We start from the raw sequence: 16,954 nt of genomic DNA, 5'->3' as shown, positions 1-16,954 counted from the left end.
CGCCCGGGGAAGGTGATGCATATGGTCCAGGCACGAAAACGGCTGGGAGACATCCTCGTTGAAACAGGGCTGATCACGGAGGAACAGCTCCAGGAAACCCTCAAGGAAAAACCGAAAGAGCAGCGGCTCGGGGATGCACTCCTTCAGAGGGGGCTGATCACCGAACTCCAATTGGTGGAGACGCTTGAAATCCAGCTTGGAATCCCGCATGTGAATTTGTTCAGGTATCCGTTCGAACCACAGATCTTCAGCCTCGTCCCGAAAGAGTTTGCCAAGCGCAACCTGCTCGTCCCATTGAAAACCGAAGAGGACAGGCTGTATGTGGCGATGGTCGACCCGATGGATTATATCGCGATCGAGGACCTCAGGCTGTCCACCGGTTTCCAGATCGAGCCGGTGATCGCTTCCAAAGACGACATCGTTAGGACGATCGCGAAATTCTATGAGGAATCCTTCGACGAACTATTCATCGAACAGGAGCGGCTCCAGCAGGAGGACGAGGACAACCTGACGGATCTGGATTCGCCCGTAGTCCGACTCGTCAACCAGATCCTGACTGCGGCGGTTGTCCAGAAGGCGTCGGATATCCATATCGACCCGAGGGAACACCAGCTGCTCATCCGGTTCCGGATCGACGGGATGCTTCATGACGAACGTATGCTGCCGAAGCATATGCAGCCGATGATCAACGCCAGGATCAAGATCATGGCGAACCTCGACATCACGGAACACCGGGTCCCGCAGGACGGACGGATCAAGACGAATGTCGACTTCCGCCCGATCGACCTGCGGGTATCGACACTGCCGACCGTCTACGGGGAAAAGATCGTCATGCGGATCCTCGACCTGAGCAACTCGCTTGCAGACCTTACACATCTCGGATTCAACCGGATCAACCTGGAGCGCTTCATGAAGGAAATCACAAAGCCGAGCGGTATAGTCCTGATTTCCGGCCCGACCGGTTCCGGGAAATCATCCACACTCTATGCGGCACTCAACAAGCTGAACAGCGAAGAAGTGAATATCGTGACGGTCGAGGATCCTGTCGAGTACCAGCTGAACGGCGTCAACCAGGTGCAGGTGAACCCGAATGTCGGGATGACGTTCGCAGCAGGACTCCGGTCCATTCTCCGGCAGGACCCGGACATCGTCATGGTCGGGGAAATCCGTGATGTGGAAACCGCTGAAATTGCGGTACGGGCATCTCTGACAGGCCACGTCGTTCTTAGCACGATCCACACCAATGACTCGATCGCGACGATCACCCGACTGCTCGACATGGGCGTGGAGCCATTCCTTGTAACGGCGTCACTGAATGCGGTCGTTGCACAGCGTCTTCTGCGACGGGTGTGCAGGGACTGCAAGACGGAAGAACCGGCGAGCGAGCGCGAAAAGGAAATCGCGGCAAAGCGCGGCATTAAAATCGAGCAGGTCATGCGCGGCAAGGGTTGCCCTTCCTGCAACATGACCGGCTACCGCGGACGGATCGCGATTCATGAGGTTCTTGTCCTGGATGATGAGATGAGGAATGCGATCAACCGGGGTGATACGGTTTCCAAGCTGCGGGAGATCGCCATCCGTAACAAGACGATTTTCCTTTTGGATGACGGGCTGCTGAAAGTGAAACAGGGAATCACGACGACGGAGGAAGTGTTCCGCGTCGCAATGCTGGATTAAGGCGGTGAAGTGATGAAACAGACTATCGACGGGCTTTTATCTGCGGCATTTAAACTCAAGGCATCGGACATTCACCTGACAGTCGGCGTGCCGCCTGTTTTTCGGGTTCACGGCGACCTGAAGCGGTACGGCAAGGAAGTGAACACGCCGGAATTCACTTTAGGGATCGCCAAGGCGGTCATCCCCGAGAAGCTGTATGACCAGTTCCTCGAGAAGGGCGAACTGGACTTTTCCTACTCTGTCCCGGGTGTATCGCGTTTCCGCGTGAACGCATACCGACAGCGCGGCTCGGTGTCGCTCGCCTTCCGGACAATCCCGACAAAAATCATGACCGTCGAGGAACTCGGCATGCCGGACACGCTCAAGCGGCTTGCGGAAACACCTCAGGGCATGATTCTCGTGACCGGCCCGACAGGTTCGGGGAAGTCGACGACGCTCGCTGCGATGATCCGTCATATCAACGAAACGACGCGCAAGCACATCATCACCCTCGAGGACCCGATCGAGTTCGTCCACAACCACGGCGCGTCGATCATCGACCAGCGGGAAGTCGGGTTTGACACCGATTCCTTCGCCAACGGCCTCCGTGCCGCACTCCGCCAGGACCCGGATGTCATCCTCGTCGGGGAAATGCGGGATCTGGAGACGATATCGATCGCCATCACCGCGGCGGAAACAGGCCACCTCGTCTTCGGCACCCTCCATACATGGAGTGCCGCCTCCACCATCGACCGGATCATCGACGTCTTCCCCCCGTCCCAGCAGACGCAGATCCGTGTGCAGCTTGCGGGCGTACTGACCGGCGTCATCTCACAGCGCCTGTTCAAGACGGCGGACGGAAAGGGACGCCGCGCCGCAACCGAAATCATGATCAATACGCCTGCAATCGGCAACCTGATCCGGACCGAGAAGATCCATCAGATTCCGAGCATCATTCAGACAAGCCGTGCGATCGGCATGCACACGATGGAATCATCCATCCAGAAGCTCGTCGACACCGGCGCGATATCATACGAAACCGCCAAACCGTATCTTGAAGGGGACGATCACTAATGCCGCGTTTCCAGTATGAGGGGCGGGACACAAAACGCGTCCGAAAAGGCACCATCCAGGCGGATACGAAACGGGAAGCGGTCATGAAACTGCGCGAACAGGGAATCCGCGTGCTGAATCTGAACGAACTTCCGGAAACCACGCTGACGAAAGAAATCACGATAGGGAAACCGGTCAAACGCCCGCAGCTGATCATGTTTCTCCAGCAATTTTCGACCTTGCTGCGGGCAGGGGTGACGATTGTCGATGCCATTCACATCCTGTCCCAGCAGGTCGAATCCAAGCCGTTCCGGAAGATTCTGTCGGAAATCGCCGACGATCTGCGGGGAGGCGGGTCACTGAGTGACGCAATGGCCAAGCACCCGAAGGCGTTCGAGCCGCTCACATTGAATATGATTGCGGCAGGAGAAGCCTCCGGTAATATTGATGACTCTCTGGACCGGCTGGCCATGCATTACGAGAAGTCGTATGCCACACGTCAGAAAGTCGTTTCCGCGATGGTCTATCCCGTTGTCGTACTTGTCCTGGCATTTGGCGTTGTCATCTTCCTTCTGGTGTCGATCGTCCCGATGTTCGTGGATATGTTCGACAGCCTCGGAGCGGAACTGCCGGCAATTACGCTTTTTGTCCTGGGGGCAAGTCAGTTCATGCAAAACTACTGGTACCTGTTTATCGGGTTTGTGTTGCTGCTTGTTCTAGCAATCTACTTCATGCATCGCAGCAAGGAAGGCAAGTATATCCTCGATACGATCCTCCTGCGCATGCCACTGATCGGCGACCTGATGAAAAAGTCCGCTTTGGCATCGATGACCCGGACACTGAGCTCCCTCTTTACAAGTTCAGTGCCGATCCTGCAGGCGATGGCAATGGTCGAACGGGTTGTCGATAACGAAGTGATCAAGCGCGTCGTCCGCGAATCCCGTGACGCCTTGCAGAAAGGGAACTCCATTGCCGGCCCGATGACCGGCCACTGGGCATTTCCTCCGCTCATTCCACATATGATCGCGATCGGTGAACAGACCGGAGCACTTGACCAGATGCTCGGCAAGGTCGCGGAATTCTATGAAAAAGAAGTAGATACGGCAACGGAGCGACTGAAATCCTTGATTGAACCTCTAATGATGGTCTTCCTTGCTGTCATCATCGGGACTATTGTCATGGCCATCATGGTTCCGATGTTCAGTATGTATGAGCAGGTTGGCTAGACATTTGTTAAATATTTGTTAACAAGAAGGACTATTCGACCAATTATTTTCAGCGTGAATCTATTTTATGGTAATGGGTATTGCTATAATAGAGTTGTAGAAAACCTACACCATTTGATAGAGGAGGAATCATTCATCATGTTGAAGTTCGTTCAGAAGAAATTAAAAGAGGAAAAAGGCCTTACGCTCATCGAGCTCTTGGCGGTTATTGTTATTTTAGCCATTATTGCGGCGATTGCTATTCCGGCGATAGGAAATATAATTCAAAACTCGCGCGAAGATGCTGTTGTCTCTGATGCTCAAAATATTCTAGCAGCTGCAAATATTTACTTTGCCGAAAATGGTGATGTTGACCAAGTCGAAGTTGGAGATCCTGAAGCATCAGACACAGACAATGCTGGTACGCTGATTGGTGAAGGCTATCTAGAAACTAAAGGTGAAATTGACAATGCAACAGTTGCAAACGTAGCAAATGGAGCAAATACAATTACATTTACTGCAACCGCTGGTTCAAGAGATGTTACAGTCGAAAATCCGGTCACCGCAGGCCAACTCTCTGATGAAGGTAGAGACCTATTGATAGACCAATAACAAACTAGGAGTTGACATAATTGCCCAAAAACCCTTTCCGCCGCAAACAACGCATCACCTCAATCACAATCGAAGAAGACGCCCTCCGCTACACGGAGCTCCGCTCCGCCGACCCGCTCATCATCGAGCGCGCAGAGGAGCGGTCCCTCCCGGAAGGCGTCATCTCCGAAGGAAAGGTGATCGATCCGAAAGCGTTGGAAGCTGCGGTGGAGGAGGCAGTGAAGGATTGGGGGCTGCGGCGCAAGCGCGTCCGGTTCCTCGCTCCTGATCAGTTTGTCATCATCCGAAAAGTGGAAACCCCGGCCGATGTCCCTGAAGATGAGCTGAAAGGCTACTTCTTCATTGAGATCGGCTCTTCTTTGTATTTGCCGTTTGATGATCCGTTGTTTGATGTGGTTCCGTTCGACAGCGAAAAAGAGGAGAAGGAATCGCTCATCATCGCGTCGAAAGAAGAGATTGTGCGTCAGTATGAGCGGGCGCTTGACGAAGCGAAGCTGAAGCCTGTCGAATGTGACATTGCACCGCTTGCGCTTTATCGACTTGCTTATCAGCAACATGACCTGGAAACACACCGCAATGTGCTGATCGCTGATTTCCGCGGTAATGATCTGACGGTGTCGACGTTCCACCGGCATCAGCCACTGTTTATGCGGTCGGTTGACATGGATGAGGATGGCTGGACGGCGGAAGCCGCTTTCCGGGAAATTTCCAAACTCATCAACTTCTATACATACAACATGATGGACGGCAATGAGACAGTCGATTGCCTTCTTATCTCAGGCGACTGCAGCATGACCGAAGAACTGTCCCGGATGTTCCGGGACCAGATGCGCCTGGAAGCCGGATGCATCCGGAAAAAACGGATTGAAGACGCGGCCGGCCGTGAAGTCCCGGACCGGTTTGACCGGGTGATCGGACTGGCATTGAAAGAGGTGTAGCGCTTGCTCGTTGATATTAACTTACTTCCCGAACGGGACAGGGAACGATCAAAAGCCCTTATCCTCTCGCTCGTCATCCTGATTTCGGCGATGCTGTTATGGCTGACGTTCTTCATCATGGCGAACCGGAATGCGGATGAGGCGGAGCGGCTGGATGCCCGGACGCAGGAGATGCGCCTTGCGGGGGCGGAGATCCGCTCCCGCATGCAGGGAACGGAGACGATGGCTGACCGCGAGCAGCTTGAGCTGACGATCGGATGGGCGGAAAGCTATCAGTTCCCGACCGCGCCGCTTCTCCGTCATCTCGTCTCGCTGCTGCCTGCCCGCGGATTTTTCGTGGACTATACATATACCGGGCCTCATACGGCCGACCTGTCCGTCCAGTTTGACCGGTACGAGCAGGCCGCCTATTATCTTGCACGGCTAAAGGCGGCGACGCCGGTCGAGAGTGCAATCCTGAACGATGTCAGCGCCGCGCCTCTGGAAGAGGAAACTGATGAAGAAGGAAATCCGGTGGAAACGGACGGTGTTGTCGTGCCGCGCTATATTGCCGCTTACACCATCGAATTCGTCGACCCGCGCGTACCTGCGGAAGGGACGGCTGAGGAACCGGCGGAAGCGGGTGAAGGCGAGGCGGCAGAAGACGGCACCGATACCGAGGTTAACGTTGATAATGACATCGATGTGAATGTGGAACAGGACGGCTCCGGCCAAACCGGTGAAGGCCAGAACGAAGGCGGAGAAACAGACGGCAGTTCCGATCCAAATGCCGGAACTTCACCGGAAGATGTTCAGCCAGACGGTGCCGATACTCCTGCAGATGACGGTACGCCTGCCGAAGACGGCCAAACGGAAGGGGGCGACGGCCAGTGAACCGATTCAACATGAACCGGAAAGAGACGATCCTCGTCGTCCTATCGGCACTGTTCCTGGTTGCGCTTCTCTTATATTCGTACTTCCTGCTGTTCCAGCCGGCGAGGGAAACCCGTCTGCAGGCTCAGCAGACGTTGCAAACCGAGCGCCAGGTGCTTTCTTCGCTCCAGCAGCAGGCTGCGGGCGAAACGGAAAGCGAGCCGGCAAGCACCCTGCCGCTCCAGCGCCGTGTCCCTGTGAGCCCTGCTGAAGAAGTCGTCCTGCTTCAGGTCGGCAAGGCAGAAGTGGTGTCCGGTACGGAAATCCAGAATGTGGCGTTCTCAACCGGGGAAATGGTGATCGAAAATCGGCCGGAGGGTGTCGCGAGTGTCAGCGAGCTGTTGACGACGGTGCAGATCCTTTCACCGGACTATGGCGGCATCCTTACGTTCATCGAGGAAGTCGAGCGGCTGGAGCGGATCACGGTCACCAATTCGGTCACATTCTCCGGCCCGCCGGAGCGTACCGAAGAGGCCCAGGAAGACGAGCTGATCGCGATGGAGATCACGTTCTCCTCATTTTACCGGCCCGATCTCACCACGCTTGAAGGCGAGACGCCGACCGCACCGGCTCCGGCGCCGTCTCTGAAAGATGATCCATTCCCGTTTGATGACGATACGGAACAGGAGGACTGACTGTGGATTGGCTTTGGGCGCTGATGTTTTTCATCTACGGCCTTGTATTCGGGTCGTTCTATAATGTGGTCGGCCTCAGGGTTCCGGCAAAGCAGTCGATCGTCCGGCCGCCGTCCCACTGCCCGTCCTGCGGGCGGCGGCTGACGGCGGCCGACCTTGTGCCGTTTTTCTCGTTTGTGTTCCTGAAGGGCAAGTGCCGCGGATGCGGTTCGAAGATCCACTGGGTATATCCGGTGATGGAGCTGCTGACGGGAATCGTCTTCGCGCTCGCGTATCTCCGGTTCGGTTTTACCGGTGAACTGCTTGTTGCGCTGCTGTTCCTGTCGCTTCTCGTCATCGTCACGGTCTCGGATATCGCCTATATGCTCATCCCCGACAAGATTCTCCTTGCGCTAGGTATCCCGATCCTGTTGCTTCGGATTGCGCTTCCTACAGAGCCGTGGTGGGACGGCCCGGCCGCAGCGCTGATTTTGCCCGCACTTCTGCTGTTTATCGCCATCGTGTCAAAAGGCGGCATGGGCGGGGGGGACATCAAGCTGTATGTCGTCATCGGGCTGGTGCTTGGGCTGACAAATTCATTTCTCTCCCTGTTCATCGCGGCACTTGTCGGTGCGGTTTCGGGGTTCATCATCCTGAAGCGGCAGGGCAAGGGGAGGCGCACGCCGGTGCCGTTCGGGCCTTCGATCGCATTTGGTGCGACTGTCGCCTATCTGTACGGAAACGACATTGTCGGCTGGTATCTGAACCTGTTTGTTTAACCCGATAAATTCTGTGGACAAGACGACAGCCGTCTTGTCCTTTTTCATCGTCCGGCTGGTATCGTTCCTTATAAAAGGGGTGGTGTCATGCGGTTACGGAAAAAGTATTCGCGCGGGGCGATTGCAATGGCTATGCTGCACGGCTTCCTGATGGGGATCGGGGGCGTGCTGCTGTTCGGTTTCATCGTCATGTCGGATGACAAAAATTCTGAGAGTGCGGAACCGGCTGAGTCCGGGGAAACGGTGCCCGCCGGGACGGAGCCTGCCGAGGAAAAGAAAGGGGAAGGGGACGAGGCGACGGGCAATCGGAAGACAATGTTCTTCGCGATCCAGCACGGAATGTTCTCGAGCTATGATGCGGCAACCGGATTTTTGTCCGGGCAGGCACAGTTGGATAAGGCGGCGATCGTCCGTGTGGCGGACAAGTTTTATCTCTGGTCGTCGATCCATCTGACGGATTCTGATGCGAGGGCGTCTGTCGTAAAGGATACGTTCGTTAAGCCGTTCACCGTTGATGCGGCGGCCTGTCCTGCGGAGACCAGCGGAAAACTGCCGGTTTTGCTGGCCGGGCAGAAAGCGGCAAATTTCAATTTTGGGGATGAGACAAAAGACGATGCCCTTCCGGACGCCTGGAAAAAGAATGTCGGTGCCGTACAAGGGATTACCGACGATCCGGCGGTCATGAGGCTTCATCTTGTCAGCCATTATGCCGAAGCGGCGGAGTGTCTTAAAATCGAATTTTAAGCCATTTTCCTTGTTCAATTTTGAAAAGTGAAGATTTCTCTAATTCCCCCGGCTCGGCTATGATGAAAACAAACCGATTAGGGGGAATGGCACATGGAATTCATAACAAACCGGCAGGTGATCCTCGCATCCGGATCACCCAGGAGAACCGAGCTGATGGGGGTGGCGGGAATCCCGTTCATCGTCCGGAAACCGCAGGTGGAAGAACCGCCGATCCGGCAGGGGGAGATGCCGGCGGCATATGCCGAGCGTCTTGCCGGACTGAAGGCACGGGACGTGGCGGCAAAGGAGCCGGAATCTGTCGTGATCGGTGCCGACACCGTCGTGCACCAGGGGGGACGTGTGTACGGAAAGCCGTCTGACAGGGAAGAGGCGAAGGCGTTTCTCGAATCGCTCTGCGGTTCGGTCCACTCCGTCTCGACCGGAGTTTGTGTGGCACATGGAGATCAGGAGCGGACCTTCTCTGTCACAACAGACGTCGAATTCCGGAGTGTCCCGGACTGGGTGATCGACCGGTATGTCGACTCGGGCGATCCGATGGACAAGGCCGGCGCATACGGTATCCAGTCCGGTGGCGCATTGTTCGTGAAAGAGATCAGGGGGGATTACCACGCGGTGGTCGGGCTTCCGATCGCGGATGTCTTCGAAGTGCTTCATGACATGGGCGTAATCTCCGGAGAGGGGGACGAGCCTTGACGACGGACCTGTATGTTCCGAAAATCAGTGAGCTCCATATCGCCGACCGGCCTAGGGAGCGGCTTATCCGTCAGGGGGCGGAAAGTCTGTCCAACCAGGAACTGGTCGCAATTCTTTTGCGGACCGGGACCCGTTCCGAATCGGTCCTCCAGCTGTCCAACCGGGTTCTGGCTTTTTTCGACCGGATCCAGGACATGCAGCACGCGACACTTGAAGAAATGACATCCGTCAAGGGGATCGGCGAGGCAAAGGCGGTGCAGCTGTTAGCGGCCGTAGAACTAGGCAAGCGCCTCACCCGCAAGCAATCAACGGAACGCTATGTCATCCGCTCGCCGGAAGACGCCGCCACTTACCTGATGCCCGACATGTCGAATCTGAATCAGGAGCACTTTGTCGTCCTGTTCCTGAACGTGAAAAACGAGGTGCTCCACAGTCGGACCATCTTTATAGGAAGCCTGAACTCCTCGATCGTCCATCCGAGGGAAGTTTTCAGGGAAGCAGTCAAGCGCTCCGCGGCATCCATCATCTGTGCCCACAACCACCCGAGCGGCAACCCGTCCCCGAGCCCGGAAGACATCGAAGTCACCAAACGCCTCTCCGAAGCCGGCAAAATCGTCGGCATCGACCTCCTCGACCACATCATCATCGGCGACCACAAATTCCTCAGCCTGAAAGAAGGGGACTTTATTTAAGTGTATAGGGAAAGGGGGCGAGTGTCTCTCTGTTACGGTTGATTGCAGCGAAAGGTCCGAGACACCTGCGGGAAAAGCGTTAGCCGAAGACCCCGCAGAGCGAAGCTCGAGGAGGCTAAGGCAACGCCCGCGGTAAGCGAGGGCCTGCAGCGAAAATCAACCCGCCCAATACCCAAGACTCATTAGCCATAGCAAGAAAATACTTACTTTAATCTATTACACGATATAGCTTCATATAAGATTGTCACTTTCTCGCGGAATCCGTTATAATGATGTGTATGATTTCAAACCGGCAACACTAACGGCCGCGCAGAAAGGGAGATTAATAGCGTGTTTGGATTCGGATCAAAAGATGTCGGGATTGACCTCGGCACAGCAAATACATTAGTTTTCATTAAAGGTAAGGGAATTGTTCTCCGCGAACCGTCCGTCGTCGCGAAGAATGTAAAGACCGGAGAAATCGTCGCAGTCGGGAATGATGCGAAGAACATGATCGGCCGGACACCGGGCTCGATCATCGCGACACGCCCGATGAAAGACGGTGTCATCGCGGACTTTGACACAACAACGGCCATGATCCAGTATTATCTGCGCGAAGCACAAAAAGCATCCGGCGGCACATGGAAAAAGCCAAACGTCATGATCTGCGTGCCATACGGCATCACATCGGTCGAACAGCGCGCCGTGATCGACGCATCCCGCCAGGCAGGCGCCAAAGACGCCTTCACCATCGAAGAGCCGTTTGCGGCAGCGATCGGCGCAAGCCTCCCGGTATGGGAACCTACCGGCAGCATGGTCGTCGATATTGGTGGCGGGACAACAGAAGTGGCTGTTATCTCGCTCGGAGGCATCGTCACAAGCGAATCGATCCGTGTCGGCGGCGACGCAATGGATCAGGCGATCATCTCGTACATCCGCAAAACCTACAACCTGACGATAGGCGACCGTACCGCGGAACAGATCAAGATCGAGATCGGCTCCGCCAATGTCACCGAAAAGCCGGAAAAGATGGAGATCCGCGGACGCGACCTGCTTACGGGCCTGCCGAAGACGATCGAAATCTCATCGGAAGAAATCGCGGAGGCGCTTAAGGAATCCATCACCGCAATCATCGATGGCGTGAAAAAGACCCTCGAGCACACACCGCCTGAGCTGGCGGCAGACGTCATGGAGCGCGGCATCGTGCTCACGGGCGGCGGCGCATTGCTCAGCAACCTCGACAAAGTCATCGCGGAAGAAACGAACATGCCTGTATCCATCGCGGAAGACCCGCTTGACTGCGTGGCAGTCGGCACCGGCAAGGCGCTCGACAACTTCGATGTCATCAAGAAACAGCAAGCCAGATAATACGGGAGTGAAGGCACCATGCCGCAGTTTTTCTCAAACAAACGGCTGATCCTCCTCCTCGTCGGTGTCATCGTGCTGGTCGCCCTGATCTTCTTCTCGCTCAGGGACCGCGACCAGGCGAACGTGCCCGAGCAGATCGTAAAAGATGTCGTCGGCTTCGGACAGCAACTGTTCTCGAAGCCGGCGCATTACATAACGGGCCTGGTCGATGATGTGGATTCACTCCTGAACACCTATGAGGAGAATCAGCGCCTGCGGGCACGGCTCGTTGAATACGCGGCCGTCCAGGCGGAGCTCAGCGATGTCCGCAATGAAAACCAGCGGCTCAAGGATATTGTCGGCAAAGAGGATGACCTGAGGGACTACGAGCCGATCCAGGCAACGGTCCTCGCAAGGAACCCGGATCAGTGGGAAGAAAAGATCGTCATCGATCGGGGCGAGTCCCATGGCATCCAGAAAAATATGGCGGTCATGACGGCCCACGGACTGATCGGCAAAGTCATTCTCACGACACCTTTCACATCAACTGTTCAGCTGCTCGCGACACAGGATCCGGACTACCGGGTATCTGCGCTCGTCACGGGTGAGACGGAGGCGTTCGGCCTGATCGAAGGGTATGACACCGAGCGGAGGGAACTGATCCTCCGGAGGATCGACTCCGCCTTCGAGATCAAGGAAGGCCAGAAGGTCATTTCATCCGGCCTCGGCGGCATTTTCCCGAAAGGGCTTTTGATCGGGGAAATCACCGAAGTGACGACGGATGACTTTGGTCTGACAAAGCAGGCGCACATCAAGCCGGCCGCCGATTTTTCGCTGCTGGAACATGTGATCGTCGCCAAGCGGACATCAACTGCGGTCGACGGATCGGATGCCGGCAACACGGGAGAGGCAATGGATAATACGGCGGATGGCGGGGAAGAAGGGAACGGCTCATGATCCGGCTCCTCATTCCGCTCGTCGCCGTCGTTTTGTTCTATGTGGAGCCGGTGTTCGGGCTGTTTTCCCCGATTGAGATCGGCGGGGAGCTCCGCTTCCTCATTCCGCGTTTTCTGATCATGTTCCTGATTTTTGTCGGTGTCTATTACAGCCGGCAGCGTGCCCTCGTGTACGCAATCATTTTCGGACTCTTGTACGATTTATTTCACATTGATATTATTGGACTATACGCCTTCCTGTACCCGGTCGTCTGCCTGCTGGCAATCTGGGCAGTGAAGCATATCCACCAGCACATCATCGTCGTCACGGTCATCACGCTGCTTCTGGTGGCTGTGCTCGAAACTGCGCTGTACGGATTCTTCACACTGATCGGATTTATCGGGATGCCGTTCAACGAATTCATTCCGACCCGCCTCGTGCCGACGATGATCGCCAACTCGGTGTTCCTTGTTTTGCTGGGCTGGGTGTTCAAATCGCTTGCCAACCGGCGGAGCATCCAGAAAAGGGAAAGAATGTTGTAAGCATGGAGGAGAATTGGGGTGACGCAAGTGACTAAAAAACAGCTTGTCATGATAAAAGGAACGAAGTCGGGCCTCGTGTTGCGCCTTGACGACCAATGCGCCTATTCCGAACTGATTTCGGAACTGGAGCAGAAAGTCCGGGATGAGGCGCTTGAGGGGACGACGGAGATCCAGCTCCACCTCGGCAACCGGTTCTGTACCGATGAGCAGGTGAAGGAACTCATCAACTGTGTCCAGAAATCTCCCCATCTCCGAGTAACGAAAGTGCAGAGTGATGTCATCCGTGTGGAGGAGTGCAACCGCCTCATCCGGGAAAGCCAGTCTGAGACGTATGTCGGGATTGTGCGCTCCGGACAGGTCCTGAAGGCGGAGGGCGACCTCGTCATCATCGGTGACGTCAACCCGAATGGGAAGGCCATCGCGAACGGGAACATCTTTGTCCTCGGCCGGCTCAAGGGCATCGCCCATGCCGGTGCCGGAGGCAATCATGACGCGGTCATCGCAGCTTCCTGGCTGGAAGCGACGCATCTGATGATCGCCGATAAAGTGGAGACGATGACGGACGAACTGACGGTTCTGTCCGAACGCCCGGAAATGGAATGTGCCTACATCCACCGGAACGGTTTCATCGCCATCGACCGACTTCAGGAGCTCCGCATCCTGAGGCCGAACCTATCTACATTCAAGGGAGGAAGCTAATGTGGGAGAAGCCATCGTTGTAACATCTGGGAAGGGGGGCGTCGGCAAAACTACGACGACCGCCAACCTGGGAACTGCATTGGCCCTTCAAGGCAAGAAAGTCTGCCTGATTGACACGGACATCGGCCTCCGGAACCTGGACGTCGTGCTCGGCCTTGAAAACCGGATCATCTACGATCTCGTCGATGTGGTGGAAGGGCGCTGCCGTGTCGGGCAGGCGCTCGTGAAGGACAAGCGCTTTGAAGACAGATTGTTCCTGCTTCCGGCTGCGCAGACAGCGGATAAATTGGCCGTGTCGCCTGAGCAGATGAAAGAGCTTGTCACAGAGCTGAAGCGCGAATATGACTATATCCTGATTGACTGCCCGGCCGGAATCGAGCAGGGCTACCAGAACGCCGTTGCCGGTGCCGACCGCGCAATCGTCGTCACGACACCGGAAATCTCCGCTGTGCGCGACGCCGATCGGATCATCGGCCTTCTCGAGCAGGAAGAAAACATCGAGCCGCCGAAGCTCATCATCAACCGGATCAAGCGCCACCTTATGGACTCCGGCGAGGCGCTCGACGTCAACGAGATCACGACGCACCTGTCGATCGATCTTCTCGGAATCGTCATGGATGATGAAAACGTCATTTCTTCATCCAATAAAGGCGAACCGGTCGTCCTGAACCCGGCGAACCGCGCTGCCACGGGCTACCGCAACATTGCCCGCCGCATCCTCGGCGAATCGGTCCCGCTCATGTCCATGGACGAACAGAAAAAAGGCTTCTTCGGCAAACTGAAGTCTCTTTTCTCGAAATAATCGTTTCCCGGGAAATCGGGAGCAAATAATGTAATTCGACAATGTGACCCCCATCACATGCCTGTTCAGGCGTGCGGATGGGGGTTTTTCATATTGGAAAGGAGGATGGGTGATGGGGAAACGGAGCGTGCCGGAGCGGCTGGCCGCACTGGCGGTGCTGGAATCGAGGGTGGAGCCGGGACACCGTTCCTACTCTGGGATCAAAAGTGACCTCGAAATGCGGCTTGCCGGATTTGCAGGGGAGAAAAAGGCGGATTTTTATCTTGAAGAGGCGAGGGTGAAGGAGAAGCCGGTGGTGCTGAAGGATGTCATGATTCCATCCGGCATAAAGCACGTGCAGGTGGACACGCTTGTGTTGCACCCGGCGTTTATTCTCGTCCTTGAAATTAAAAATATGACAGGCGAACTCCACTTTGACGAAGAAACCGGACAATTTTACCGTGTGAAAAATGGTGTCCGGGAAGGCATGCGGAACCCTGAAGACCAGCTAAACCGTGCTGTCATAGCAACGGAGCGGTTCCTCGCTTCCATCGACTTACCCGTCAAGGTACACGGAGCCATCGTGCTCGCCAGCTATAATGGGTTGATTGTTCAGGGCCCCGTAAGCCGGCCAATCTTCCCGGTAGACAGACTGCCGGGGCATGTTGAGAAATTGGAGAAGGAAAATCGAGCAATTTTAAGAAGATCGGACCTGCATTACGTTGATGATACGATCAAACTTCTGTCGCGGGAAAAGCAAGATCAGTATTTTAAATGGTATAATCTTACAGATATTGATATTGAACTTGGCGTGAGATGTCCCGGCTGCTTCAAAATTGGCATGGAGCGAGGGCATGGGAAGTGGAGTTGCACGGATTGCAAAACAACATCAACCGATGCCCACCATGCAACACTGGAGGAATATCGATTGATGTATGGAGAGGAAATCACCAGTAAGAAAATGAGGGATTTTATCCAAGTTCCGAACCTCTACCTCGCAAACCGCCTATTACGAGAGAGATTTCCTACTGCAAATAAAAATAAGAGAAATAAACGATACCAAATCAAACCGGATCTCTCACTACTGGAACCATTTATCAATCATCTGCTCTACCGAAAGTAAAGTTGCCATATTGGCAGGCCGTTTGCCACATGGCCTCCGGATTTGCCATATGGGCCTGCGATTTGCCACATGGCTTCGGAATTTGCCACAAGGGCAGGCCATTTGCAATATGGCCTACGGATTTGCCATATGGGCGAGCCATTTGCAATATGGCCTCCAGATTTGCCATATGGGCCAGCGATTTGCCACATGGCTTCAGAATTTGCCACAAGGGCAGGCCATTTGCAATATGGCATTCTGATTTGCCACAAGAACCCGCCCCATACCCCCACCTCCTCGCCACTCTCCAAATCTCTCAACAATTTATCATCACTCGGCCCCCTCCTACATATGATAGAGAAAACATTTTGCAGGGGTGTGGTGCTGATGAGGTGGAGGGAGAAGTGGGTGGCGGCGCTGCTCGTGACTGTCGTGCTGTTCGGGGTGGCGAAGCTGGAGGAGCATCAGGTGATGAAGACACAGATCACGCACCTGGTACGGTCGGGCGAGGAGCTGACCGTCCTAAAAAAATGGGTAATGTCGTTTGTGGATCAGGGGCGTCCGGAGACTGCGGTTCCGGTCATCGCGGACGGGACGACGCCGGCGATGGCGGAGTTTTCGTCACTGCAGCCGTTCCGTGAAGGCGTGGTGCTGTCGTATAATGCGACCATACCGGTGACGGCGAAGGGGGACGGGCTGGTTATCTATACGGGGCATACGCGCCAGACGGGGAAGACGGTGACGGTTCAGTATGACGACGGGGACACGGTGACGTATGGGTTCATCGGAAAATTCCTTACCCTGCCGTATACGACGGTCGGAGAGGGCGAGCCGATCGCCGAGCTGGAGACGGGGGCGATGTTCCTCGGCGTGGAGCGTGACGGCGGGATGATGGATGCGGAAGGCGTGAAAAACTGGCTGGCTGCACTGAGGGGGGCGGGGGAATGACGGCCGGAGCCCGGGGAAAATGAAGTACCGGATGCATCCGGTCATGATCCCGTTCCTGCTCGCCATCATCGCAGGGGGAAATGTCTCATTCTATGCCATCGTCCTCGGCTCGCTCCTTTTTCATGAGGCCGGGCACCTGCTGGCCGCAAAATGGACGGGCGCTCCCGTGAGGCAATGCGTCATCATGCCGTATGGCGGGGAAATCGTGATTCCCCGTTTTTCCCGTCTTCCGGAAAAGGACAGGCTCCTGATCATCGCCGGCGGTCCGGCGGCCACTTTACTGCTTCTGATCATCGCACTGTCGATCCAGATGCCGGGGCGTGACCTGCTGATCTCCACCCAGCTGGCCCTTCTCGGAATGAATCTGATGCCGCTTTTGCCGCTGGATGGCGGCCGGGCGGCGCTTGTTTTCTTTCCGGAACAAAAAATCGCATTCATCCTTATTTCCATAGCGGTCTCGGCTGCAACAGCCATTTTTTTGGCGCTTTACCTGCCGCAGTCCGCGCCTTATCTGTTTCTGGCCCTGTTCCTCCTGCTCCAAAATATTCTTCACTGGCGTTACAGAAAATATGAACGGATTCTTGAGAGAGTCTATTCCGGAACTTTCCCGAAGCCGGCAGTTGACCGGCAGTCCCGTCTGTGATAGTATTTTCATGTTGGTTTGTAGCGCACCCGTGCTACTACAACCGCGCCGACAAGGTCTTAAGCACCAATTGGTC

At 55.5% G+C, this 16,954-nt stretch carries 19 protein-coding genes and 1 other annotated feature (1 of these 20 only partly in view); all 19 genes read left to right on the top strand.

What is annotated here, in order from left to right; all coding sequences use genetic code 11:
* The first annotated feature begins 21 nt into the window (after positions 1-21).
* Positions 22-1,677, top strand: a complete 1,656-nt coding sequence (locus BMX91_RS06915; RefSeq protein WP_092051397.1) for a GspE/PulE family protein — start codon at positions 22-24, stop codon at positions 1,675-1,677.
* A 12-nt stretch (positions 1,678-1,689) separates the two neighbouring features.
* Complete coding sequence (locus BMX91_RS06910; RefSeq protein ID WP_092051395.1) at positions 1,690-2,730, top strand: type IV pilus twitching motility protein PilT; 1,041 nt, start codon at positions 1,690-1,692, stop codon at positions 2,728-2,730.
* Positions 2,730-3,935, top strand: a complete 1,206-nt coding sequence (locus BMX91_RS06905) for a type II secretion system F family protein (protein WP_092051394.1) — start codon at positions 2,730-2,732, stop codon at positions 3,933-3,935. The genes BMX91_RS06910 and BMX91_RS06905 overlap by 1 nt, the downstream gene beginning before the upstream one ends.
* A gap of 138 nt (positions 3,936-4,073) precedes the next feature.
* Complete coding sequence (locus BMX91_RS06900; RefSeq protein WP_092051393.1) at positions 4,074-4,526, top strand: prepilin-type N-terminal cleavage/methylation domain-containing protein; 453 nt, start codon at positions 4,074-4,076, stop codon at positions 4,524-4,526.
* A gap of 20 nt (positions 4,527-4,546) precedes the next feature.
* Positions 4,547-5,464, top strand: a complete 918-nt coding sequence (pilM, locus tag BMX91_RS06895; protein WP_092051391.1) for a type IV pilus biogenesis protein PilM — start codon at positions 4,547-4,549, stop codon at positions 5,462-5,464.
* A 3-nt stretch (positions 5,465-5,467) separates the two neighbouring features.
* Entirely contained in the window at positions 5,468-6,337 is an 870-nt protein-coding gene (locus tag BMX91_RS06890; protein WP_092051390.1) for a PilN domain-containing protein, read from the top strand.
* Positions 6,334-7,011, top strand: coding sequence for a type II secretion system protein GspM (gspM, locus tag BMX91_RS06885; protein ID WP_092051388.1), 678 nt, complete (start codon positions 6,334-6,336; stop codon positions 7,009-7,011). Before BMX91_RS06890 ends, gspM begins: the two co-directional genes overlap by 4 nt.
* Positions 7,012-7,013: 2 nt before the next feature.
* Positions 7,014-7,769 (top strand): prepilin peptidase, encoded by a 756-nt coding sequence (locus BMX91_RS06880; RefSeq protein ID WP_092051386.1) that lies wholly within the window; start codon positions 7,014-7,016, stop codon positions 7,767-7,769.
* A gap of 87 nt (positions 7,770-7,856) precedes the next feature.
* A complete protein-coding gene (locus BMX91_RS06875) occupies positions 7,857-8,513 on the top strand; it encodes a hypothetical protein (RefSeq protein WP_092051384.1) in 657 nt (218 codons plus the stop codon).
* Positions 8,514-8,606: 93 nt separating this feature from the next.
* Entirely contained in the window at positions 8,607-9,209 is a 603-nt protein-coding gene (locus BMX91_RS06870; RefSeq protein ID WP_092051383.1) for a Maf family protein, read from the top strand.
* Positions 9,206-9,901: a RadC family protein gene (gene radC / locus BMX91_RS06865; RefSeq protein ID WP_092051382.1), complete on the top strand. Its 696-nt coding sequence runs from the start codon at positions 9,206-9,208 to the stop codon at positions 9,899-9,901. Before BMX91_RS06870 ends, radC begins: the two co-directional genes overlap by 4 nt.
* A gap of 330 nt (positions 9,902-10,231) precedes the next feature.
* Positions 10,232-11,248, top strand: a complete 1,017-nt coding sequence (locus tag BMX91_RS06860; RefSeq protein ID WP_092051380.1) for a rod shape-determining protein — start codon at positions 10,232-10,234, stop codon at positions 11,246-11,248.
* An 18-nt stretch (positions 11,249-11,266) separates the two neighbouring features.
* Entirely contained in the window at positions 11,267-12,184 is a 918-nt protein-coding gene (mreC, locus tag BMX91_RS06855; RefSeq protein WP_092051378.1) for a rod shape-determining protein MreC, read from the top strand.
* Positions 12,181-12,705: a rod shape-determining protein MreD gene (mreD, locus tag BMX91_RS06850; protein ID WP_092051376.1), complete on the top strand. Its 525-nt coding sequence runs from the start codon at positions 12,181-12,183 to the stop codon at positions 12,703-12,705. The genes mreC and mreD overlap by 4 nt, the downstream gene beginning before the upstream one ends.
* A gap of 27 nt (positions 12,706-12,732) precedes the next feature.
* Complete coding sequence (minC, locus tag BMX91_RS06845) at positions 12,733-13,404, top strand: septum site-determining protein MinC (RefSeq protein WP_092052164.1); 672 nt, start codon at positions 12,733-12,735, stop codon at positions 13,402-13,404.
* A 1-nt stretch (position 13,405) separates the two neighbouring features.
* A complete protein-coding gene (gene minD, locus BMX91_RS06840) occupies positions 13,406-14,206 on the top strand; it encodes a septum site-determining protein MinD (protein ID WP_092051374.1) in 801 nt (266 codons plus the stop codon).
* Between the two features lie 112 nt (positions 14,207-14,318).
* Positions 14,319-15,308 carry a nuclease-related domain-containing protein gene (locus tag BMX91_RS06835; protein WP_092051372.1) on the top strand — a complete coding sequence of 330 codons (990 nt, stop codon included), beginning with the start codon at positions 14,319-14,321 and terminating at the stop codon, positions 15,306-15,308.
* A gap of 366 nt (positions 15,309-15,674) precedes the next feature.
* Positions 15,675-16,235: a peptidoglycan DD-metalloendopeptidase family protein gene (locus BMX91_RS06830; RefSeq protein ID WP_177168306.1), complete on the top strand. Its 561-nt coding sequence runs from the start codon at positions 15,675-15,677 to the stop codon at positions 16,233-16,235.
* A gap of 19 nt (positions 16,236-16,254) precedes the next feature.
* Positions 16,255-16,878 (top strand): site-2 protease family protein, encoded by a 624-nt coding sequence (locus BMX91_RS06825; RefSeq protein ID WP_092051368.1) that lies wholly within the window; start codon positions 16,255-16,257, stop codon positions 16,876-16,878.
* Positions 16,879-16,909: 31 nt separating this feature from the next.
* Positions 16,910-16,954, top strand: a sequence feature (ribosomal protein L21 leader region) (it continues 28 nt past the right edge of the window).

The organism is Bhargavaea ginsengi (assembly GCF_900109165.1).
Lineage (GTDB): Bacteria > Bacillota > Bacilli > Bacillales_A > Planococcaceae > Bhargavaea > Bhargavaea ginsengi.
Note: the sequence above shows the minus strand (reverse complement) of the source record. Positions and strands in the feature narration are given on the sequence as shown.

Bases quoted from the DNA above. Each gene is read 5' to 3' on its own strand.
- BMX91_RS06915 (WP_092051397.1), top strand. From the start codon at position 22: ATGGTCCAGGCACGAAAACGGCTGGGAGACATCCTCGTTGAAACAGGG.
- BMX91_RS06910 (WP_092051395.1), top strand. From the start codon at position 1,690: ATGAAACAGACTATCGACGGGCTTTTATCTGCGGCATTTAAACTCAAG.
- BMX91_RS06905 (WP_092051394.1), top strand. From the start codon at position 2,730: ATGCCGCGTTTCCAGTATGAGGGGCGGGACACAAAACGCGTCCGAAAA.
- BMX91_RS06900 (WP_092051393.1), top strand. From the start codon at position 4,074: ATGTTGAAGTTCGTTCAGAAGAAATTAAAAGAGGAAAAAGGCCTTACG.
- BMX91_RS06875 (WP_092051384.1), top strand. From the start codon at position 7,857: ATGCGGTTACGGAAAAAGTATTCGCGCGGGGCGATTGCAATGGCTATG.
- BMX91_RS06870 (WP_092051383.1), top strand. From the start codon at position 8,607: ATGGAATTCATAACAAACCGGCAGGTGATCCTCGCATCCGGATCACCC.
- mreC (WP_092051378.1), top strand. From the start codon at position 11,267: ATGCCGCAGTTTTTCTCAAACAAACGGCTGATCCTCCTCCTCGTCGGT.
- mreD (WP_092051376.1), top strand. From the start codon at position 12,181: ATGATCCGGCTCCTCATTCCGCTCGTCGCCGTCGTTTTGTTCTATGTG.
- BMX91_RS06835 (WP_092051372.1), top strand. From the start codon at position 14,319: ATGGGGAAACGGAGCGTGCCGGAGCGGCTGGCCGCACTGGCGGTGCTG.
- BMX91_RS06830 (WP_177168306.1), top strand. From the start codon at position 15,675: ATGAGGTGGAGGGAGAAGTGGGTGGCGGCGCTGCTCGTGACTGTCGTG.
- BMX91_RS06825 (WP_092051368.1), top strand. From the start codon at position 16,255: ATGAAGTACCGGATGCATCCGGTCATGATCCCGTTCCTGCTCGCCATC.